A 19969-nucleotide genomic window follows, 5' to 3' on the forward strand; every position below is an offset into this window, starting at 1 on the left:
TTAGTGCCTTTTTGCGATGGCATGAAGCCGAAACATGCACCATCGCGTCAATCCGTCGGCAGGCGATAGTCCTTGAATTGCTGGCGCAAGGTGATCTTCTGGATCTTGCCGGTGGCGGTGTGCGGAATTTCACCGACGAAAGCGACATCGTCCGGCATCCACCATTTGGCCACCTTGCCGTCCATGAAGTCGAGAATGTCAGCCTTGGTCGGTTCCTTGCCCGGTTTGCGGACGACGACCAGCAGCGGCCGTTCGCCCCATTTCGAATGCTGAACGCCGATGGCTGCCGCCTCGGCGACATCGGGATGGCCAACAGCCAGATTCTCGAGGTCGATGGTCGAAATCCATTCGCCGCCGGACTTGATGACGTCCTTCGCGCGATCGGTGATCTGCATGTAGCCGCCGGCGTCGATGTGGGCGACGTCGCCAGTGTCGAACCAGCCATCCTCATCGAACTGCTCCACGGCGCCGCCATAATAGGCACGGGCAACGGCCGGCCCACGCACTTTCAGGCGGCCAAAAGTCTTGCCGTCCCAAGGCTGCTCGTTGTTGTCGTCGTCGGTCACCTTCATTTCGACGCCGAAGGGCGGATAGCCCTGTTTCTGCTGGACATCGAGCCGGGCTTCGCCCTCAAGACCGGCATGGTCCGGCTTCAGGGTGCACAGCGTGCCGAGCGGCGACATTTCGGTCATGCCCCAGGCATGGATGACCTGGACATCGTAGTTCTGCTGAAACTTGGTCATGATCGCGCGCGGGCAGGACGAGCCGCCGATGACAACCTTGTTCAGATAGGGAAGCTTCTTGCCGGTCTCCTCCAGATGCTGCAGCAGCATCATCCAGACGGTCGGCACGGCGGCGCTGAAGGTCACCTTCTCGGTGTCGAGCAGTTCATAGATCGAGGCGCCGTCCATCTTGCAGCCGGGCATGACCAGCTTGGCGCCGATCATCGGCCCGCTCTGGCCAAGGCCCCAGGCATTGGCGTGAAACATCGGCACGACAGGCAGGATCGTATCGCGCGACGACAGTCCCATGGCGTCGGGCATGGCAGCGATCATGGCGTGCAGCACGTTCGAACGATGGCTGTAGACGACGCCCTTGGGATCGCCCGTGGTCCCGGACGTGTAACACATGCCGGCGGCGGTGCTTTCGTCGAAGGTCTTCCAGGCGAAGTCGCCATCCGCTTCGTCAAGCCAATCTTCATAGGCGACCGCGTTGGGCAATGTCGTCGGCGGCATATGCGCCCTGTCGGTCAGCACGATCACCTGCTTCAGCGATTTTACGGCGCCGGCGATTTTCTCGAGCAGCGGAACGAAGGTCAGGTCGACGAAGACTGCCTTGTCCTCGGCATGGTTCATGATCCACACGATCTGCTCGGGAAACAGCCGCGGATTGAGCGTGTGGTAGATGGCGCCGATGCCCATGATGCCGTACCAGGCCTCGATATGGCGTGCGGTGTTCCAGGCGAGCGTCGCGATACGGTCGCCCAGCCCATAGCCGTCGCGCTCCAGCCGCTGGGCGACCTTCAGGGCGCGACGATGGATGTCGGCGTAGGTGGTGCGCACGATCGGCCCCTCGATCGAGCGCGTCACGATTTCGCGCACGCCATGCTGCCGCTCGGCATTGTCGATGAGCTTGTGGCAAAGCAGCGGCCATTCCTGCATCAGTCCCAGCATTGGGTCCTCCCTCACGCTTTTGCGTTGTGCTTTTCGGGCTATTGTGGAGCGAACCGGCCGATTGTCCAGCCGCCAGCACCACCAAGCGCCGCATTGGTGGAAAACCGCCACAATCCGGCCATCGTCGGCGTTAAGTTTCGTTAACGGGCAAAGGGGTGCGATTGGCGACTGAAAGAGGTTCGCATGGACGCGCAGCTCGACGACAAGGCTCTCGAGAGTACGCTTGCCGAAAGTCTGGCCGATGTGGTGCCGGACACAAAGACTGTTTCCGAAGATGAATTTGTTGAAGTTGTCGGCGGCGCGCTGGAAGCGGTCGGCGGCACGCTGCTGTTCAAGATGTGCGTCCAGAATCAGGGCGAGGACCAGCACGTCGCGGCCGCGTCAGTCGGCGATGGCGGAAACCGCCAGTTCCTGCTGCTCACCTTGCCTACCGGCGGCGGTTCCTTGAAGGTCGAGACCGTATCGAGAAGCAGCAACCCGGTCGCCGGGATCGCTGCCGCCTATGCCGGTCTCATGGACGTGTTCAAGGCCGCTGCCTGACAGCTGACGACAAGTATCTCGAGGGTTCCAAGGCGCGATCCATCGGCGTCGGCCCGGCAAGTTTTGCGTACTGGATGGCGATAGCGGCTTGCACAATGCGCTTGCGCGACACACCTTAAAGTCGACGCAAGGAGAGCCCCCGCATGGATCAGATCGCCAACCCCGCACCCGGTTTCCAACGCAACCCAGACAAAATCATCACCATCGAGTCCTATGCCGGCACCGTTACCGTGCGTGCCGGAGACATGGTCATCGCTTCAACAGCGAAGGCCAAGGTGCTGACCGAGGCCCCCTATCCGGCGGCGTTCTACATTCCGTTCGCCGACATCGATTTCGGCAAGCTCGGCCGCACCGACCACTCGACCCATTGCCCCTACAAGGGCGATGCAAGCTATTGGAGCGTGCTGCCTGCCGGGGAGACCGGCCAGAACGCCATGTGGGCCTGTGAGCGGCCTTTCGACGAGATGGCTGAGATCCGCAACCACGGCGCATTCTATGCCAGCAAGGTCACGATCGAAGCCAAACCGGACTGAGCCGACGCCGAAGGCATCGAGATCCGCTCGGCTGGCCACTCACTCCGTCGTGCCGTTGTTGCCGATGCCTTCGGCATCGTCGAGCCGCACAAAGGTCAAGCCCTTGGCCTTGAGCGCCAGCAGCCCCTGCACCACGCCTTCGCCGGCCGCATGGGTCGGCTGGTTGATGTGCGAGATGATGACGTCGCCATCCTTGGCCGCCGCGATGCGCCGGGCGGTCTCCTTGGCGCCGAGCAAAGAGCCACCGTCGCCGTTTATCGAGAAACCCGCGACCTTGAAGCCAAGCTTGCGGATCATGGCGATTGCCGACGGGCTGTATTCGGCGGTTGCGCCACGGAACCATTTCGGTGCCGGCTCGCCGGTCCCGGCAAGAGCGGCGGCTCCCGATTCGACCTCGGCCAGCACCGCGTCCGGGCTGCCGGCACTGCGGATGCCATAGATTTTCCGCGGCGTGTCGACCGCCGGAATGTGGTGGCCGCCATGATTTTCCAGTTCGAACAGATCGGGATGCGCCCGCATGATTTCGACGGCGGCGGCGTTTCGCCTCAGCCAGATGCCGGTCACGAAAATGGTGGCGGGAATCTTGTTGTCCACCAGCGCCGAAAGTATCCGGTTGTCGGTCTGTCCACCGCACGCGTCGAGCGTAAGCGCCACACGGCCGGCTCCGCTCGCCTGCGACTTGATGTGCAGCGTCGGCTCGACGAGCGGCGCGGCATGGCTGGCGGATGCCATCGCCCACGACAGGGCGATCATGCAGAGATTTTTTTGCAGCAGGCGCATCAAACCGATTCCCGGACCCGTCATTTCAAGCAGGCATCCCAACGACCCGCATGAAGGCGGAAATCGGGATGGTGCATAGCTGAAAAGCGCTCCGCGACAATGTGACCGTTCCTGTGGGCGACAGGTCATTCCACCGCGTCGAGAGCGGTCGTGCATGCGGCGCATGATCTCAGATGGCGTGTTCCAGTTTCATTTCGGTGCGCGAAAGAACCTCGCGCACCGCATCGACCACAGGCTTGACCTCCAGGCCCCAGACGCAGCATGCTTTGCTCGGATCCGGCGCGCGGCAGAGGTTTTCGGCCATGCAGGCGCAAGGCATCGGCGGCTGGAGCGAGATGCTGGGCACGCCGACGGGACCCCAGCGCGACGGCTCCGTCAGACCGAACAATCCGACAACCGGGGTTCCGGTGGCTGCGGCCATGTGCATCGGGCCGCTCTCATTGCCGAGAAACAGCCGAGCCTGTTTCAGCAACGCCAGCAGGCTTTCAAGCGACAGGTCACCGACGAGATTGACGACCGAGGGCGCGGTTCTGGCGACGATACGTTCGGCGATCTCGCGCTCGTCCGGGCCGCCCACCAAGACGACATCCAGGCTGGTCTCGCCGGCAATCTCGACGATCACTGCTGCAAACCGCTCCGGCTGCCAACGTCGGCCCTCGAAGCTTGCACCCGCATGCACGGCGATGAATGCGTTTGGCCGCAGATGGTGCTTACCCAGCAGCGCCAATGCTTTCGCCGTCTCCGATGGCAGCGGCTGAAGGTTCGGAATCACCGTGCGAAGTTCGATGCCGAGCGCTTCGAGCGGCGAGAGGTAGCGGTACAGGAAATGCTGACCATCAAAGCCGTAGGGCTTGGCAAAGACGTTGGCGGGCTGCCGCTCCAGCATACGCAAGGGTCTTTCGGGAGGACTGTAACCGACACGGGTCTTTGCCTTGACGAGCCCGGTTACGATGCGCGACGTCTTCGAGTCGGTCAGGTCGATGGTCAGGTCGAAACGGAAGCGGCGTAACGCCCGCACCATGGCGTAGAGCTCCTTCCCGCGCTCCAAGGGCGTTCCGCGCATGCGGTCGCGCCTGAATGCGACCACCTCGGAAGCGATACCATGGGCCATGACGAAGCTCTCAAAGCGGGCCTCGCACAGAAAGACGATGCTGGCGCCGGGGAATTCGAGCCGCAGGTTTTTGGCGAGCGCCGAGGCGAGGACGAGATCGCCTATGAACTTGGTTTGGATGACCAGGATCGAGCGGAACGGCGCGGGAGAAATCTGCAGCATCTGTTTCCGGGAGCAATTTGCGGATGGCCGCAAATTGGGCAGGAACAATGTCGAGATTACGCGACGCCGCCAGCACGTTCGCGTGAATTGCCTTACAAAACGGTAAGCTGGATGGATCCTATCCTCGGCCTGCCTTCGCAACCAGCACCGCTGCCTGCGCGGCCGCCAGCCTGGCGATCGGCACGCGATAGGGCGAACAGGACACGTAGTCGAGGCCGACCTCTTCGCAAAAGCGGATCGAGGCCGGATCGCCGCCATGTTCGCCGCAGATGCCGAGCTTGATGTCGGGCCGCGTCGCCTTGCCCTTTTGCGCGGCCATGCGCACCAGTTCGCCGACGCCGTCGATGTCGAGCGAGACGAACGGGTCCTGATCGATAAGGCCCTTCTGGCGGTAGGTTTCCAGGAACGAGGCCGCATCGTCGCGCGAGATGCCGAAGGTCGTCTGGGTCAGGTCATTTGTGCCGAAGGAGAAGAATTCGGCCGACTCTGCAATGACATGGGCACGGATCGCGGCGCGGGGGAGCTCAATCATGGTTCCCGTGAGGTAATCGATCTTGACGCCGGTTTCCTCCATGACGCTCTTGGCAACCGCATCGATGCGCGCCTTGACGTAATCGAGCTCCTTCACCAGGCCGACGAGCGGCACCATGATCTCGGGGACCACCAGGGCGCCGGCCTTCCTGCCGGCCTCCACGGCCGCCTCGAAAATGGCGCGCGCCTGCATCTCGGCGATCTCGGGATAGGAGACGGCAAGTCGACAACCACGATGGCCGAGCATCGGGTTGAACTCGTGCAGCGCCTCGGTGCGCTGCCTGAGCTTGTCCGGCGACACCTTCATGGCGGCGGCGACCTCGGCCACCTCCTCCTCGGTCTTCGGCAGGAATTCGTGCAACGGCGGATCGAGCAGGCGGATCGTCACCGGCAGGCCGGCCATGATCTCGAACAGTTCGAGGAAGTCCGAGCGCTGCATGGGCAGAAGCTTGGCAAGTGCGGCGCGCCTGTCCTTTTCGGTGTCGGCCAGGATCATCTCGCGCATGGCGACGATGCGCTCGCCGTCGAAGAACATGTGCTCGGTGCGGCAAAGGCCGATGCCTTCAGCGCCGAAGGAACGCGCCATGCGCGCGTCGAGCGGCGTTTCGGCATTGGTGCGCACCTTCATGCGACGCACGGCGTCGGCCCATTCCATGATGGCGGCGAAATCGCCGGAAAGTTCCGGCTGCAACATCGACACGGCGCCCTTCAGCACCTGGCCGTTGCTGCCATCGATGGTGATGATATCACCCTTGCGGAAGGTCGAGCCCATCGCCATCAGCGTGCCGGCCTTGTAGTCGACACGCAGCGAGCCGGCACCCGAGACACAAGGCTTGCCCATGCCGCGCGCCACCACCGCGGCGTGGCTGGTCATGCCGCCGCGCGTGGTCAGGATGCCTTCCGCCGCATGCATGCCGTGGATGTCTTCGGGACTGGTTTCGATGCGCACCAGGATCGCCTTGCGGCCTTGCGTCTTCAATTCCTCGGCGTCACCGGAGGAAAAGACGATCTCGCCGGTGGCGGCACCGGGCGACGCCGGCAGGCCAATGCCAATGACATCGCGCGCGGCTTTGGGGTCGATGGTCGGATGCAGCAACTGGTCGAGCGAGGCCGGGTCGATACGGGCGACGGCTTCCTCTTTCGTGATCAGTCCGTCCCGCGCCATCTCGACGGCAATTTTCAGCGCCGCCTTGGCGGTGCGCTTGCCGGAGCGGGTCTGCAGCATCCACAATTTGCCGCGCTCGATGGTGAATTCGAGATCCTGCATGTCGCGGTAGTGCTTCTCCAGATTGTCGGAGATGGTGACAAAGGACTGGAACGCGTCAGGCATCAGCTTCTGCAGCGACGGCTTGTCCGAGCCGGCTGCGATACGCGCCGCTTCGGTGATGTTCTGCGGCGTGCGGATGCCGGCGACGACGTCCTCGCCCTGCGCGTTCACCAGGAACTCGCCATAGAGCATCTTTTCGCCGGTCGAAGGGTTGCGCGTGAAGGCAACGCCGGTGGCCGAGGTTTCGCCCATATTGCCGAACACCATGGCCTGGACGTTGACCGCCGTGCCCCAGCTTTCGGGAATGTCGTGCAGGCGGCGATAGGTGATGGCGCGGTTGTTCATCCAGCTCGAGAACACGGCTGATATCGCGCCCCAGAGCTGCTCGTGCGGATCCTGCGGAAAAGGCCTGCCGAGCTCTTCCTCGACCTTGGCCTTGTAGAGCGCGATGACGCCCTGCCATTCGAGCGCCGTCAGTTCGGTGTCGAGCTCGTGCCCGAGCCCGCCTTTCTGATCTTCCAAGATTTCTTCGAACACCTCATGATCGAGGCCCATGACGACATCGGAATACATCTGGATGAAGCGGCGGTAGCTGTCATAGGCAAAGCGCGCATCGCCGGAATCGGCGGCCAGCGCCTCGACCGTCTCGTCGTTCAGGCCCAGATTGAGCACGGTGTCCATCATGCCGGGCATCGAGGCGCGAGCGCCCGAACGTACCGACACCAGCAGCAGTTTCGACGGGTCGCCGAACCGACGGCCGGTCAGCCGGCCGATGTGATCGAGCGCGACCGCGACATCGGCTTCCAACCCGGCCGGATAAATACGGCCGTTGGCGTAGTAGGCGTTGCAGACCTCCGTGGTGATGGTGAAGCCCGGCGGCACCGGCAGCCCCAGGCTGCACATCTCGGCCAGGTTGGCGCCCTTGCCGCCCAAGAGATTCTTGTCGCTGGCACGGCCTTCCGCCGCACCATCGCCAAAGGTGAAAACCCATTTGGTCATGCATCGCTCTCCGGTTGCAGGAGATTGGAAAGATTGGCGAAACGGAAAGTTCCGCCGGTCCGTCCTTGGAGCGATATGATGCTGCAGTGCGAAAGGCAAGCGCCGGCAAAGCGGTCGGCCTTCTACAATCGATTAAGCAAAAGCCGCGTCCGAAGATGCGGCAAAATGACTTGCCATTCCGAGGTTTTTGATGTAGAACATAAAGGGAACAAACAGGTGCGCCATGAAACTGCCCGGAAAACTCGACTATCTGGAAATGCCCGCGACCGGTGGAACGCTGGACCGGCTGAAGGCTTTCTACAGTACTGCCTTTGCCTGGTCGTTCACCGATTATGGGCCGACCTATTCGGCCTTTGCCGAAGGCCTGGACGGAGGCTTCCAGGCAGATGCCGCTGAAGCGCCATCAAAGCCGCTGCCCGTGCTCTACAGCAGGGATCTGGAGCAAACCCTCGACGCTGTCGAAAGCGCCGGCGGCACGATCGTCAAACCGATCTTCCCGTTCCCCGGCGGCCGGCGCTTCCACTTCGTCGATCCAGCCGGAAACGAGATGGCGGTGTGGTCCGAATAGCCCGCTGCATATCATTTGGCAGTGCTGCGTTGCCTGCCCAATTCGAGCGTTCCAACCGTCACTCATAAGGATTGTGCTTTTTGGCTGCTCTGCTAATAACGCGCCGCACAAGCGACTCTGACGGCAATTGGGGCGTCGCCAAGTGGTAAGGCATCGGTTTTTGGTACCGACATTCCCAGGTTCGAATCCTGGCGCCCCAGCCAAACACCTTTCTAGTGATGGCGGAGCGGCCGCCCATAGCACAGGCATGCCGGTGTCGTTGCAGACCAGCCTGGCGCCGTTCTCCTCTGACAGGAGATCGTGCTCGACAAACAGTCCGTTCCAACCCGCGCCGCTTTCTGCTTGAATACCCTCGACGTCCCGCAATGGAGCATCGCCCTATCTCAAACGATCCCTTCGCTTCCTTGCAGCAACGTTTCCTTGCCCGGTGTGCGGATCGGCTCGTGGAGTTGAAGGCCGCCCGTGAGAGGAGGGCTGTGCCCGGCAGCAGTTCCGACGATACGCTGATCGGGATCGCCCACTCGCTGGCGGGTGGGGCCGGAACGTTCGGCTTTCCGGGTATCAGCGTGCGAGCGTCCGAGCTTGAGACGCTGCTGATCGAGCGATCGGATGTCGCACATACTGCGCTCGATGCGCTTATTGCGGAGATCGAGCGGACGCTGAAGTGACTCAACCGAAGAGGCTCACTTCTTCGGTCCAGTCAGGCCGGTCCTGGTCATCTCGCCCCAGCTCTGGTCGGCGCGCAGATATTGCCACCAGCCCTTCACGCGCCAGAAATTGTTGAGCTGGCGGTAGCCGAAATTCTCGATCACCGCCACGGCCGTGAGCACGGCAAGGTCCCGCGCGCGCGGAAAACGCTGAAGCTCGGCTTCTTCGAGAACCAGCGAACACACGCTCACGCAAACGCCGTAGGTGAAAACCAGCGACGTGAATGCCAAGAGATATTCGGTCGAGAGGATGCCGAGTAGCCAAAAGGCTGGGATCAGCACATAGCCCAGCACCTCCGATATCGGCCCAAGCACATCGACAATCAGTATGTGGCCAAAGCCGAGGAAGCCGACCCGCCCATAGCGGGGATTGAAGAGCATGGAGCGGTAGCGGAAGAAGCACTCAAGCGCACCGCGCTGCCAGCGCGTGCGTTGCCTGGCTAGAACGCGCAGTGACTCTGGCGCTTCTGTCCAGCACACCGGCTCCGGAATGAACTGGATGCGGTATTTGCGTTTGGTGTCCATCATGTGGCGATGCAGCTTGATCACAAGGTCCATGTCCTCGCCCATCGACCCCTTGGTGAAGCCGCCAACCGCCACCACTTCGGCGCGGCGGAACACGCCGAAGGCGCCGGACACCAGCATCAACGTGTTGATGCGGCTCCAGGCCAGCCGTGCCATAAGGAAGGCCCGCAGATATTCGACCACTTGGAACAGTGCCAGCAACCGGCTGGGCAGGCGGATCTCGCGCACCCTGCCCGCTTCGATCCTCGATCCATTGGCGATGCGGATCGTGCCGCCGACGGCGATGGTGCGCTCGGGATCGTCGATGAAGGGCTGGGCCGCGCGCATCAGTGCATCGGGCTCGAGGATGGAGTCGCCGTCGATCACACAAAAGAGAGGCGCGCGGCAGACATTGACGCCGGCATTCTGGGCATCGGCCTTGCCGCCATTTTCCTTGTCGACCACAAACAGCCGTTCTGTCATCGGCGAGGAATAGAGGCCGCGGATCGGCTTGTGTGTCAGGGCCTCCTCATAGGGCCGGTGGAATTTCACCAGCTTGAAGCCTTCGATAAGGCGCTGCAGAGTCTGATCCTTCGAGCCGTCGTTGATGACGATGACCTCGAAATTCGGATATTCGAGCGCCAGCATCGAGTGCACGCTCTCGACCACGTTCACTTCCTCATTGTAGGCGGGCACCAGCAGCGCGATCGGCGGCGCTACGTCGCCATAGCGGTGCCACAGCAGAGCCGAACGCGCGACCGGCGGGCGCTTGGACAGGGCGTAGGCGGCGATGATGAGCTGCAGCAGGTAGATCGCCGTCTGCGCCAGCCCCGCCCCGATGATGAACCAGGACAGGATGGAGGCCCCCAGAACGATCTCTTGGCTCCAGTCGAACATCAGGTGGCTGGCCCCTCGGCAAGGATCAGCGAGGCTGTGCGCTGCCTGCGCGAGACGTCGCTGGCGGCGATCTCGCGCAGCACCTGCTCTCCCTTCTGGCCAAACGAGCGGAGCGCGTTGGCAGCGGCATAGCGCACAGTCCATGCCTCGTCGTCCATAAGCTGCGCGAGGGGCGGGGCGAGTTCAGACAGGCCGAGGCGGCCCGCCGCATCGGCAGCGTCGGCGCGTACATCCCAGCCGCCATTTTCCATCGCCTTGATCAGGATGGCCGGCGCATTGGCATGTCCGGTCAGGCCGAGTGCCCGCAATGCGGCTGCGGCAACCTCCGATGACGGATCGCCGGCCGCGCGAGCAAAGAACTCACCAAACCGGAACCCGCCGTTGCGGGCAAGCGCATCGATTGCGGCCGCCCTGATGAAAGGCACCGCGTCCTGACGTCCGGCGTAATCCCTGAGTTCGTCGAACCGCTTTGGCGGAAAGCGCCTGAAAAGCTCGATCAGGCGTCGCGAGCGCTGTCCCGCCACGCCGATCTTGCGCAGCGTTATGACGAGCGGCGGCAAAGCGCCGAGATCGCAGAGCGCGATCGCGACGGCGATCCTGACCTCACGTGATCCATCGCGGTCGAGTGCCGAAAGCAGGCTTGCCACCGCGTTTTCCGAACGCAGGGCCGCCAGCATCTCGGCCGCGTGGATGCGTTCGGCGCCGTTGCCTTTTTCCAGTTGGGTGCCGACAAGCGCCGGCAGGCCACATTCGTTGAAGGCTGAGAGGAGCTCGTCGTGCTCCTCGCCGCGCAACAGCGAAATAAACTCGAAGCCGGCATCGACCGCCACCCTCGCCGGCACCGCGAGCAGCGCCGTCTTCAATGCCTCGCGATCCCGATTTTCGGTGAAGGCGATCAGCGCCGTCAGAAGAAGGCGCCGCTGATCGGCGCTCGCCGTCCCCCGGCGCTCGTGCAGCACTCGGCGCGCGATCAGCAGAAGCATGATCGCCAGGGAAAGGGCACTGAGCAGGATGGATAGGTGCCAGATGTACAACATGATCAGAACCGCGTGGTTAGGCCGAGCCCGAATATGGTTCGGTCGAATGTCGGGCGCTGCTCATGGGCGAGGCTGCCGCGCAGCGTCAGCGGATCGGTGACGTCCCAGGAGATTCCGGTAAAGACGGTACGCGTCGGCACCAGCGTGCCGTCGGAGATCTCGGGGGCATCCGCATAGCCACCGAACACATTGACTCTCGGGGTAACTGCAAGATCGGCCCGCAGCACATAACCATCGGCGCGCGTGCCGATATCGTCGGCTGCGTGGACCCAACGTGCCGAAAGCCTCAGCCGGCCGTCCAGGACATAGACTTGCACCCAGGGCGAGATTGTGGAGACCTCGGCGGTGGCGAAATTGTCATAGCGAGCATCGATGTTGAGCGAGAACGGGCCGAGCGCTTTCGCGGGCGCCATGATCCGCCACGAAGCGCCGGCCCCGACCGAATATCGTGCCAGGAAGTCGGCATCCGGCGTCGCCGCTGCCAGCACATAGGCCGAAACCGTGGGCGAAAAGGCCTGGTCGATACGGCCATCAATCTGAACATCGGTGCGACCGTAGCGAGTCGCCATCCGGGTGCGGCCCGAAATGGTCGTCTGCGGGGTGAGCCGATAGGCAAGGCCGGTCGAACTGTCTGTCCAATCACCAAGTCCATCGGTGAGGTCGCTCACTTCGCTACCGATATCGAGCCGCCATTTGCGCGGCGGTGACGCAGCTAGTCTCTGCTCGATGTCGCGCGAGCCGGGTTCGAGGGCAAGCGCCTGCCGGTAGGCATCGCGCGCGGCGTCGTCGTCGCCACGGGCGCGGCGCACATCGCCGATTCCCACCAGCGCTTCGGCATTGCGAGGATCGATCGCCAGAACCCGCTGAAACGATTGCTCGGCCCGCGTGTAATCCTGCTCGATCAGGGAAATCCGCGCGTCGAGGCCGAGCGCCTCGGCATTGTCAGGCACAGTGCCAAGCACGTCATCAACCGTTGCGCGGGCGCGCGGCACGTTGCCCTGCCAGATCGCCAGGCGGACCTTGCCGAGGCGGGCGTCGAGAAGGCCGGGCCTGATTGCCAGCGCCTGGTCGAAGAAATGCCCGGCCTCGTCGAATTTCTGTTGGGAGCCCGCCACGAGACCCATGGCGACCAGGATGTCGGTGTTTTTAGGCGCCAGCCGCAGCGCGCGGCGATAGGCGTTCTCCGCCTCGGGCAATTGTCCCGCCGCCCGCAATCTCTGGCCCTTCTCCATCAGGCCGGCGACAGGATCCGGCCGCGGCGGGCGCAGCTTCTTCCTCGCGGTCGCAGGCTTCTGCTTGCTGCTGTCGGCCTGCTGGGCCTTGCGGATGTTGGCGACAAGCGTCGCCGCGTCGGCATTGCCCCGCTCGGCACGCGACACCTCTTCTGCCAGTTGCAGCGCGGCGTCCAGATTGCCTGAGCGGAACTCGACCTGAGCGATGCCGAAGCTGGCATCCAGATAGGTCGGCGCAAGCGCAAGCGCCCTGGAAAAGGCTTCACGCGCCGCCGGCAGATTGTTGCGGCCAAGCTCGGCGAAGCCAAGTTGCACCAGGGCGTCGGCATTGTCGGGCTTGAGCGCCAGCGCACGCCGCAACAGCTCCGCCGCCTCGTCGAAATGCTGGGCTTGCCTGGCCTTGACGCCGGAAGCGTACAGTTCATCGACCGCCTGGGCCAGCGCGGCGGCAGGCGCCGATTCAACCGCCAGGAAAACGCATGCCGCAAGGACAGCGCGACGGCCACGCCACATCAGCGTTTGCCGCTCTTGCGCGCCAGCAGGCGCGCAAGCCGGGCCAGGAGCTCCTCGGGAATGAAGGGCTTCACAAGGTAGTCGTCGGCTCCCTTCTCAAGGGCCGAGACGATGTCCCTTTCGCCCTTGCGGGCGGTCAGCATGACAACCGGGATTTCCGACAAAGCCGGGTCGCTCTTGATGCGGGCAAGAACCTCCAGGCCGTCGGCCTTGGGCATCATCGCATCGAGCACGATGATGTCCGGCGCCTCATGCTCCGCCTTCAAGAGCGCTTCCGCCCCGTCTATGGCCTTGATGACCTCGTATCCCTTTGCCCTGAGCCTGAATTCCATCAGTTCGAGCAAGAGGGGATCGTCATCGCAAATCAGAACTCTTGCCTTCGCTCCGTTCACCAGCCTTGCTCCGGTTCGCGCCTCGTTTTGCCGCTTGCCCCCCGGAGTGATTGATCCATGAACCGACGTCCGCCAACGCGGTTCATGCAGACAGACACATTCTTCTCAATCTCTCGCCTAGCTCCGCCGATGCCGCGCGATTATAGACAACCTGATTCGCTACGCCTGCACCTCGGCACAATCAGTAGATGAATAAGGCGACATGGTATAGGAGCCGTGAACGGCGTCGCACAGTCTGCAGCCAGACTGCGCTCGGTGCCCACGCCAAACGTCGGCTCAGGCGCGCGATAGAAGCAATCTTTTGACTTCACCGGCAAGCGCAAGCGGGTCGAACGGCTTGGCGATCACCCCTACCGCCCCCATCGCCAGATAGCGTTCGACTTCATGCGTCTGGGTGCGCGCGGTGATGAACACCACAGGTATCGAAGCCGTCGGCCCGGACTCGGCCAGGCGCCTCAGCGTCTCCGGCCCATCCATGTCCGGCATCATTACGTCGAGCAGAATGAGGTCGGGCCGCCATTCGGCGGCATCGACCAGCGCCTGCATGCCGGACGGGCAGGACCGCACCTCGAATTCCGGCTCGAGCTCCAGCGACATCTGGGCGATTTCGCGGATATCGTCCTCGTCATCCACATAGAGAATCCTTGCGGGCATGAGCGTCACTCCTTGGCGTGCGCGGCAGGTTGAGTGCGGGGCGAAACCAACATGCTCCTGACCAGCTTTGCCACATCGATTTCCGACGCCCTGGTCTTGGTCATGATGGCCTGCACGCGATCACCTAGTTTCTGATCGAGCTCCGCCGCCGAAAACACTATGACCCCGGTCTCGAGCGGCAGATCGGCCAGCAGGTCCAACCCCGAGCCGTCGGGGAGTGCAATATCCAGGATAACCAGGTCGAAGAGATGCCGCGCGATCGCCTCCCGGGCGTCCTTGAGCGTCTTCGCCGAAGTAATCGAGACACCCGAACCCAACCCCTCCGACATCACCGCAAGCACGCCCTCATCGTCCTCGACATGGAGAATCTTCGGCCTCTGCTCGGTCCTGCCAGCAAGGATCTTGGCAAGGGCGGCGTGAAGCCGCTTTGAATCCACCGGCTTCTCCAGCCAGTCGACGATACCGACGGCGCTGCCGTTGAGCGAACGCCTGGCCTCATCGGCAACGGCGGAGATGACGATGACCGAAATGTCGGAATTCACCGGCGATGCCCTAATGTCATGGAAGAGTTTGATGCCGGATTCCCCCGCCAGCTTGATATCGAGGGTCAAGGCCACGTATTCGCGGGACCGCAGAAGCGCCTTTGCGGTGGCGATATCGGGTGCGACGTCGCTGGAAAAGCCTTCCGCATCCAAGAGTGCCGCAATCACTGCGGCGACGTCGGTCTCGTCTTCACAGATCAGAACCCGTAGGCGGCCATCGGGCTTCCGTGTCAGGTGCGGTGGCGGATACGGCCTTGGGTGGTGCCTGCGTACTTCTGCAAGGTCCACGTGGAACGAGGTTCCCTTGCCTTCCTCGGTTTCGAAGGAAACGGCTGCGCCCAGTTTTTCGGTAATGGCCTTGACGATGCTCAAGCCCAGGCCGGTGCCGCCTATCTTACGGGTGCTGGAGGCGTCGGCCTGCTCGAATTTTCCGAATATACGGCCGCGGAAAGCCTCCGGGATGCCAGCGCCCTGGTCCATCACGGAAATCCGCAGCATGTCGTGGTCATGACGCTGGAATTTCACTGTGACAGTACCGTCGGCATGCGAGAACTTGATCGCATTCGACAGGAGGTTCGCCATCACCTGATGCAGGCGATCCGGATCGATGTTGGCCTCGGCGCGCGGGGCATCGTCGATCAGAACGATCCTGATCCGGCTGTCAGCCATGTAGTTGGAGCTGGCGGCAATGGCCTGCTCCAGGACCTGACGGACAGGCATCTGCTTGATCTTGAAGGTGATCACGCCCGATTCGATCTTCTCCATATCCAGAATGTCGTTGATGAGAAGAACCAGCCTTTCGCTGTTGGTGTGCGCGATGTTGACGAGATTGGCGGCCTTGGGCGGCAGTTCGCCGGCCACACCGGCCGCGATCAGGCCAAGCGAGCCGCGGATGGAGGTCAGCGGGGTCCGCAATTCGTGGCTGACCGTGGAAATGAAATCGTTCTTGAGCTGGGCGGTGCGCTTCTGCTCGGTGATGTCGCGATTGTAGGTGATGACGCCGACGATCTTGCCGGCCTCGTCGCGAAAAGGGGCCTTGAGCGTGTAGAGCCAACCTTGCCGCCCATCGGGGAAAAGCGCGGGCTGGTCGATCCGCAACGTCTGCCCGGCCTCCAGCGCGCCCATCTCATCCTGCCGGAAGCGTTCGGCCACCTCCCTGGGGTAGAAATCGAAATCCGTCTTGCCGATCAGATCGTCGACCGAAGCGGCGCGAACCATTTCGGCGGTGGCGGGGTTGGCGGCGATGAAGCGGCCGTCGACATCTTTTATGTTCAGGCAATCCGGCAGTTCGCGAACCATGGCCCGGTAGGTCATGTTGGACATCAAGAGCTCCCGCCGGCGCTGCTGCCGGTCGAGCAGGACGCCGATGATGATTGTGCTGAGAAAGCGGAATACGAGGGAGGGGAACGTGCTCTGCTGCACAAGGCCCGTGACGGCTTGCGCCGGGATGACCAGGAGCGTGATCAGCCCGGCGAGAGCGACCGTTACGCCCAGACCGAATATGTCGTACATGGTGCGCGATCGGGCCGCGACGATGTGGTGCCACGCAATGCCTACGATTGCGGTAATGAGGATACCCATGACACCAGCACCCGCACCCTGCCCGCCGAGATGGACGCGATAAACAATGGAGCCGACCGTGGCGATGAGCATTGCCGGCCATCCGCCAAAGAACGCGGCAGCAGCAATGAAGGCGGCGCGCAGATCGACGACGAAGCCGGAGACGGACAGGGCAGTCGCCATGGAAATGATCGCGCCCACGCACATGACCATGCCGAGAAGCAGCGACTGCATCCGCCGCGAGAGACGCCCGGTGAAGTCCGCCACAAGGTCCCAGGCGACCACGAGGATGGAGACCAGGGCAAGGTTGGCGAGGAGTGAGTGCCAGATGTCGGTCATGACTTCGGCTCCTTTTTTCCGATAAATACCGACAAAACCTATCCGAGGTCTAAAGAACCTGCCCGGCCATGCCGTTCTATTCCCTTTGGGGCACATGGGACCCGAGAGTACCTTCCATGAAGCCGATCAGCTAATATTCGACTGCGTCATAAAATCAGATGAGCCAACGCCATGCGGCAAATTCGGGTCAGCATTTGCACATGATCTGGACAGTGTCGCCTTGAACATCTTCCTCTTTCCATACATAGGTCGGCCAGGTGGGTGGCGGCTCAACATGGAACTTCAATGAACCTTCCTATCTTCGCCATCAACCTCGATCGCGAGACCCAGCGCTGGAGCGAATTGCTCGCCAGCGCCGAAGCGGCAGGACTGACCTTGCAGCGCATTGCCGCCGTCGACGGTCGGGCGCTTGCTGAAAAAGACTGGACGGAGATCGATCTGCCAGCCGCGCGCAAGCTGAGCGGGCGCGACATCCTTTCGGGCGAATATGCCTGTTACCGCAGCCATATCCAGGCGCTGGAAACGTTCCTGGCCGGTGGCAGCGCCCATGGCCTGATCGTCGAGGACGACGTCCTCTTCAGCGAAAACACCATGCGGCGCATCGAGGCCATCATCGCGGCGGTGCCGGATTTCGATGTCATCAAGCTGACCAACCATCGCATGAGCTTCTTCATGCGCGCGGTCGAGACAGTGGAAGGCGACGAGATCGGTCGTGCGCTGCATGGCCCGCAAGGCTCGGCCGCCGCCTATCTGGTGACGCGGGAGGGCGCGCAGGGTCTGTTGTCGGCGCTCGCCGTTATGAAAATGCCATGGGACGTTGCACTCGAGCGCTTTTGGGCTACCGGCCTGAAAGTCTATTCGGTCCGCCAAAACGTGCTTGGCTTCGCCGCCAGCAGTGGAATCTCGGGCATAGCCGGCCCCTCGGGAAGCTACAAATCCGCAAGGCTGGGCGGGCCGAGCCGGCTACGTGCCGGGGTGTCGCGGGCCAGCGACGAGCTGCGCCGCCTGCATCACGTCCTGCTGCCGCCCCCTCTGCCGCGAGATGCCCTGGATGATGCCAAGGACAACGCGCCGCGCCACACCTTGCTTCTGTTGCTTGCGGCACTCGCCATTCTCGCTTTGGTCTCCGCGGTGTGGCGCGAGGCCGACACCTACCGCTATGCGGGCCTGGCGCTGGCCCTGGTCGCGGTCATCCGCTGGTTCAGAGTGGATTTGTGGACCTACAGCAAACCGCTGATCGGTTGGGTCGGCTTTCTGTGTCTGGGCTGGTCGCTCTATGTCTTCATCCGACTGGCGATCGTCTATTTCGGCACCCACCAGTTGGGTGGCGCCGAAGGCATTTACATGTTTCCGCTGTTCTACGCGACGACCGGCTTCGCGTTTCTGCTGTTTGTCAGGCAACCCGCACGGCTCGTGCTCTGGTTCATGATCCTCAGTCTCGTCTTCCTGGCGGCGGACACCTTCTATTCGGACATGTTTCAAGGCATCCAACCGGCCCCGTGGCTTTTCAACAATCCCATCCACGCGTCGGTGGCGGCCGGTTTCATCTTCCTCTGCACGCTGCAATTCATGGCCTACTCGGCCCAAAGAACGGACCTCGGGAAAGCAACCAAGAACCTGCATTGGGTCCTGTCGACAGCCGTCCTGCTGCTTGCCCTCGTCAATATCATCGAGATGCGGTCAAAGGGCGTGTGGCTTGCGCTTGCGCTCGCTCTGCTCTTGTTGGCGGTCATGACCCTGGCGAGAGGCCATCGCCGCGAACTGTTGGTTTCGGGTGGCGTGCTGGTGATCGTGGCGACCGGCATTGTCGCAGCACACAACATCTTCTCGTCCACCGCCGACGATACCATGGCATTCATCAAAACCTTGGTTCCGGATGTGTTCAGGCATGGGGTCCTCCCCGCCTTCGACCGCGCCATCGCGAGCGACGCGGTTCCGCTTGCAGCCAAGGAGAGGCTGATGCTGTGGGCGGATGCGATCAATATCTGGAAGCGCCACCCGATCTTCGGAGCCAGTTCCAGCTGGCTGACCGAATGGCAGAACAGAACCTATCATCCCATGATCTTCAACGTCTTCCACAATGGTTATCTGGAGATTGCCGTGCGCTATGGTGTGGTCGGACTGGCGTTCTTTGCCTTTCTCTACACCTGGTCGGCCAGGCAGGTTCTACTGGCCATGCGAGCCAAGCTTGTCGCTCCGGCCGCATGGTCCTGCTACATCTCCACACTGGTCTTCTTCGCCCTAAGCATCCTTACCAATTCCAACAACCGGCTGGCCATGGGTGAGGCCTTCATGTGGTTTGCCGCGGCGTTCGGCTTCTACTGTTTTTATGTTCGCCAGCAGAAGAACCTTGTCGCGCCGCGGACCTATTTTTAGGGCCTGCCGGCGCAGCACGTATCTGACCAGCCGATTGCGACCAATGCACCTTTGACGCCCCGCTCAATTTCCCGATAATCGGGAAAGTCGATGCCAAAATCCATGGCTTATCGCCGGCAACCCCTTCGTTACGATCGACACAGATCACAGACGGGGGTTGTCACGGACATGCTGACGGACAGGCAGGCACGCGAGGCGGTGGAGCAGTACCGCGAGGAAGGATACGCGGTCGTTCGACAATTCGTCGACGGCGACGAGATGATCCGGCTGAAGAAGGAAACCGATGCGGTCTATGCCGAAGGCCTCAAGCATCACGCCACCTTCCGGAACGGCAACCTGAATTTCCAGATCCTGCCTGAATCGGACTTTGGCCAACGCTATGTGCTGCAGGCTTACTGGTTTTCCTGGATCAATTCCTATTTCGAAGCATTCCGCCGCAATCCCCACTATCTGAAGCTGCTCGAGGGCCTGATCGGCCGTGACATAAGGCAGATCGCCCAACAGCTGCACTGGAAGCCGCCCGGCGCCAATGTCACGGGTTATCGCTTCCACCAGGATCTGCGCTTCCGTAACCAGGCCGCCTTCGACAATGTCGCCGACGCCACCGTGACAACAGGCCTCGCGGTCGATCGGGCGACGCTGGACAATGGCTGCCTCCAGGTCGTGCCCGGCAGCCACAAGCTCGGCTATCTCGGCCTGTCGGACGAGGGAACCGGCGAACTGATGAAGGGCCTGACCGCCGAAGAAGAGTTGCGCAAGGTCGGCATCGACCCGGCGACCATCGTTCCGCTGGTGCTGGAGCCGGGCGACCTTGCTTTATGGGGGCTGCTTACCGTGCACGGCTCCTCGCCCAACAAATCGCAGCACGACCGGGCCTTTGCGCTGTCCAGCTATGTGCGGGCCGATACGACGCAACGTGGCGAATGGGCGTTCAGGGACGGTGTTTCGGTGCCGCTCGGCAAGACGCCGGCACTGTGCAAATACGAAAAGCTCTTCGAGGAGCCGGGGCCGATGTACGACACCACCGCCTGGTGGAAATGACGCTGCCGCGT

The 19969-nt window shown here is 62.4% G+C and carries 16 protein-coding genes and 1 tRNA gene; 7 read left to right on the plus strand and 10 right to left on the minus strand.

The window, feature by feature from the left end:
• Nucleotides 1–47 precede the first annotated feature (47 nt).
• On the minus strand, nucleotides 48–1673 hold the full coding sequence (locus NKJ11_RS02120) for a fatty-acid--CoA ligase (RefSeq protein WP_352613246.1): 1626 nt from the start codon (nucleotides 1671–1673) through the stop codon (nucleotides 48–50).
• A 183-nt stretch (nucleotides 1674–1856) separates the two neighbouring features.
• Here NKJ11_RS02120 and NKJ11_RS02125 point away from each other — a divergent pair, with 183 nt between their 5' ends.
• Nucleotides 1857–2213: a hypothetical protein gene (locus tag NKJ11_RS02125; protein WP_023808564.1), complete on the plus strand. Its 357-nt coding sequence runs from the start codon at nucleotides 1857–1859 to the stop codon at nucleotides 2211–2213.
• Nucleotides 2214–2356: 143 nt separating this feature from the next.
• The gene (locus NKJ11_RS02130) at nucleotides 2357–2746 is read left to right on the plus strand and encodes a DUF427 domain-containing protein (RefSeq protein ID WP_352613244.1); all 390 of its coding nucleotides are present in this window, start codon (nucleotides 2357–2359) and stop codon (nucleotides 2744–2746) included.
• Nucleotides 2747–2785: 39 nt separating this feature from the next.
• Here the strand turns inward: NKJ11_RS02130 and NKJ11_RS02135 are convergent, their stop codons facing one another.
• From NKJ11_RS02135 to ppdK, 3 genes are all read right to left on the minus strand, one after another.
• Nucleotides 2786–3526 carry a polysaccharide deacetylase family protein gene (locus tag NKJ11_RS02135; RefSeq protein WP_023808566.1) on the minus strand — a complete coding sequence of 247 codons (741 nt, stop codon included), beginning with the start codon at nucleotides 3524–3526 and terminating at the stop codon, nucleotides 2786–2788.
• 169 nt (nucleotides 3527–3695) lie between these two features.
• Complete coding sequence (locus tag NKJ11_RS02140) at nucleotides 3696–4799, minus strand: glycosyltransferase family 9 protein (protein ID WP_352792626.1); 1104 nt, start codon at nucleotides 4797–4799, stop codon at nucleotides 3696–3698.
• Nucleotides 4800–4917: 118 nt separating this feature from the next.
• The gene (gene ppdK / locus NKJ11_RS02145; protein WP_352792627.1) at nucleotides 4918–7596 is read right to left on the minus strand and encodes a pyruvate, phosphate dikinase; all 2679 of its coding nucleotides are present in this window, start codon (nucleotides 7594–7596) and stop codon (nucleotides 4918–4920) included.
• A gap of 223 nt (nucleotides 7597–7819) precedes the next feature.
• Between ppdK and NKJ11_RS02150 the strand changes: the two genes are divergently transcribed.
• The 3 genes from NKJ11_RS02150 (at nucleotide 7820) to NKJ11_RS02160 (ending at nucleotide 8832) form a co-directional block, all read left to right on the plus strand.
• Nucleotides 7820–8164 (plus strand): VOC family protein, encoded by a 345-nt coding sequence (locus tag NKJ11_RS02150; protein WP_127290804.1) that lies wholly within the window; start codon nucleotides 7820–7822, stop codon nucleotides 8162–8164.
• Between the two features lie 128 nt (nucleotides 8165–8292).
• Nucleotides 8293–8367: transfer RNA gene (locus tag NKJ11_RS02155), tRNA-Gln, on the plus strand.
• A gap of 240 nt (nucleotides 8368–8607) precedes the next feature.
• Complete coding sequence (locus NKJ11_RS02160) at nucleotides 8608–8832, plus strand: Hpt domain-containing protein (RefSeq protein WP_352550787.1); 225 nt, start codon at nucleotides 8608–8610, stop codon at nucleotides 8830–8832.
• A 15-nt stretch (nucleotides 8833–8847) separates the two neighbouring features.
• Here NKJ11_RS02160 and NKJ11_RS02165 read toward each other — a convergent pair whose 3' ends face one another.
• The 6 genes from NKJ11_RS02165 to NKJ11_RS02190 form a co-directional block, all read right to left on the minus strand.
• Nucleotides 8848–10272, minus strand: a complete 1425-nt coding sequence (locus NKJ11_RS02165; RefSeq protein WP_127269369.1) for a glycosyltransferase family 2 protein — start codon at nucleotides 10270–10272, stop codon at nucleotides 8848–8850.
• The gene (locus NKJ11_RS02170; RefSeq protein ID WP_352550791.1) at nucleotides 10272–11309 is read right to left on the minus strand and encodes a HEAT repeat domain-containing protein; all 1038 of its coding nucleotides are present in this window, start codon (nucleotides 11307–11309) and stop codon (nucleotides 10272–10274) included. The genes NKJ11_RS02165 and NKJ11_RS02170 overlap by 1 nt, the downstream gene beginning before the upstream one ends.
• A 2-nt stretch (nucleotides 11310–11311) precedes the next feature.
• Nucleotides 11312–13054, minus strand: a complete 1743-nt coding sequence (locus NKJ11_RS02175) for a YaiO family outer membrane beta-barrel protein (protein WP_352792629.1) — start codon at nucleotides 13052–13054, stop codon at nucleotides 11312–11314.
• Nucleotides 13054–13446, minus strand: coding sequence for a response regulator transcription factor (locus NKJ11_RS02180; protein WP_127270163.1), 393 nt, complete (start codon nucleotides 13444–13446; stop codon nucleotides 13054–13056). Before NKJ11_RS02180 ends, NKJ11_RS02175 begins: the two co-directional genes overlap by 1 nt.
• Before the next feature lie 276 nt (nucleotides 13447–13722).
• Complete coding sequence (locus NKJ11_RS02185) at nucleotides 13723–14100, minus strand: response regulator (protein ID WP_292566459.1); 378 nt, start codon at nucleotides 14098–14100, stop codon at nucleotides 13723–13725.
• Between the two features lie 5 nt (nucleotides 14101–14105).
• Nucleotides 14106–16541 (minus strand): hybrid sensor histidine kinase/response regulator, encoded by a 2436-nt coding sequence (locus NKJ11_RS02190; protein ID WP_352792631.1) that lies wholly within the window; start codon nucleotides 16539–16541, stop codon nucleotides 14106–14108.
• 285 nt (nucleotides 16542–16826) lie between these two features.
• Between NKJ11_RS02190 and NKJ11_RS02195 the strand changes: the two genes are divergently transcribed.
• Together NKJ11_RS02195 and NKJ11_RS02200 are read left to right on the plus strand one after the other, a co-directional pair.
• On the plus strand, nucleotides 16827–18917 hold the full coding sequence (locus NKJ11_RS02195) for an O-antigen ligase family protein (protein ID WP_352792632.1): 2091 nt from the start codon (nucleotides 16827–16829) through the stop codon (nucleotides 18915–18917).
• Between the two features lie 168 nt (nucleotides 18918–19085).
• Entirely contained in the window at nucleotides 19086–19958 is an 873-nt protein-coding gene (locus NKJ11_RS02200; protein ID WP_352792634.1) for a phytanoyl-CoA dioxygenase family protein, read from the plus strand.
• The last annotated feature ends 11 nt before the right edge of the window (nucleotides 19959–19969 follow it).

Origin of the sequence: Mesorhizobium sp. M0243, from assembly GCF_040321775.1 — a bacterium.
GTDB lineage: Bacteria > Pseudomonadota > Alphaproteobacteria > Rhizobiales > Rhizobiaceae > Mesorhizobium.

Excerpts from the sequence above, each read along its gene's own strand:
- NKJ11_RS02195 (WP_352792632.1), top strand. The coding sequence starts at position 16,827 with ATGAACCTTCCTATCTTCGCCATCAACCTCGATCGCGAGACCCAGCGC.
- NKJ11_RS02200 (WP_352792634.1), top strand. The coding sequence starts at position 19,086 with ATGCTGACGGACAGGCAGGCACGCGAGGCGGTGGAGCAGTACCGCGAG.
- NKJ11_RS02140 (WP_352792626.1), bottom strand. The coding sequence starts at position 4,799 with ATGCTGCAGATTTCTCCCGCGCCGTTCCGCTCGATCCTGGTCATCCAA.
- NKJ11_RS02150 (WP_127290804.1), top strand. The coding sequence starts at position 7,820 with ATGAAACTGCCCGGAAAACTCGACTATCTGGAAATGCCCGCGACCGGT.
- ppdK (WP_352792627.1), bottom strand. The coding sequence starts at position 7,596 with ATGACCAAATGGGTTTTCACCTTTGGCGATGGTGCGGCGGAAGGCCGT.
- NKJ11_RS02125 (WP_023808564.1), top strand. The coding sequence starts at position 1,857 with ATGGACGCGCAGCTCGACGACAAGGCTCTCGAGAGTACGCTTGCCGAA.
- NKJ11_RS02135 (WP_023808566.1), bottom strand. The coding sequence starts at position 3,526 with ATGCGCCTGCTGCAAAAAAATCTCTGCATGATCGCCCTGTCGTGGGCG.
- NKJ11_RS02185 (WP_292566459.1), bottom strand. The coding sequence starts at position 14,100 with ATGCCCGCAAGGATTCTCTATGTGGATGACGAGGACGATATCCGCGAA.
- NKJ11_RS02130 (WP_352613244.1), top strand. The coding sequence starts at position 2,357 with ATGGATCAGATCGCCAACCCCGCACCCGGTTTCCAACGCAACCCAGAC.
- NKJ11_RS02120 (WP_352613246.1), bottom strand. The coding sequence starts at position 1,673 with ATGCTGGGACTGATGCAGGAATGGCCGCTGCTTTGCCACAAGCTCATC.
- NKJ11_RS02170 (WP_352550791.1), bottom strand. The coding sequence starts at position 11,309 with ATGTTGTACATCTGGCACCTATCCATCCTGCTCAGTGCCCTTTCCCTG.
- NKJ11_RS02190 (WP_352792631.1), bottom strand. The coding sequence starts at position 16,541 with ATGACCGACATCTGGCACTCACTCCTCGCCAACCTTGCCCTGGTCTCC.
- NKJ11_RS02175 (WP_352792629.1), bottom strand. The coding sequence starts at position 13,054 with ATGTGGCGTGGCCGTCGCGCTGTCCTTGCGGCATGCGTTTTCCTGGCG.
- NKJ11_RS02165 (WP_127269369.1), bottom strand. The coding sequence starts at position 10,272 with ATGTTCGACTGGAGCCAAGAGATCGTTCTGGGGGCCTCCATCCTGTCC.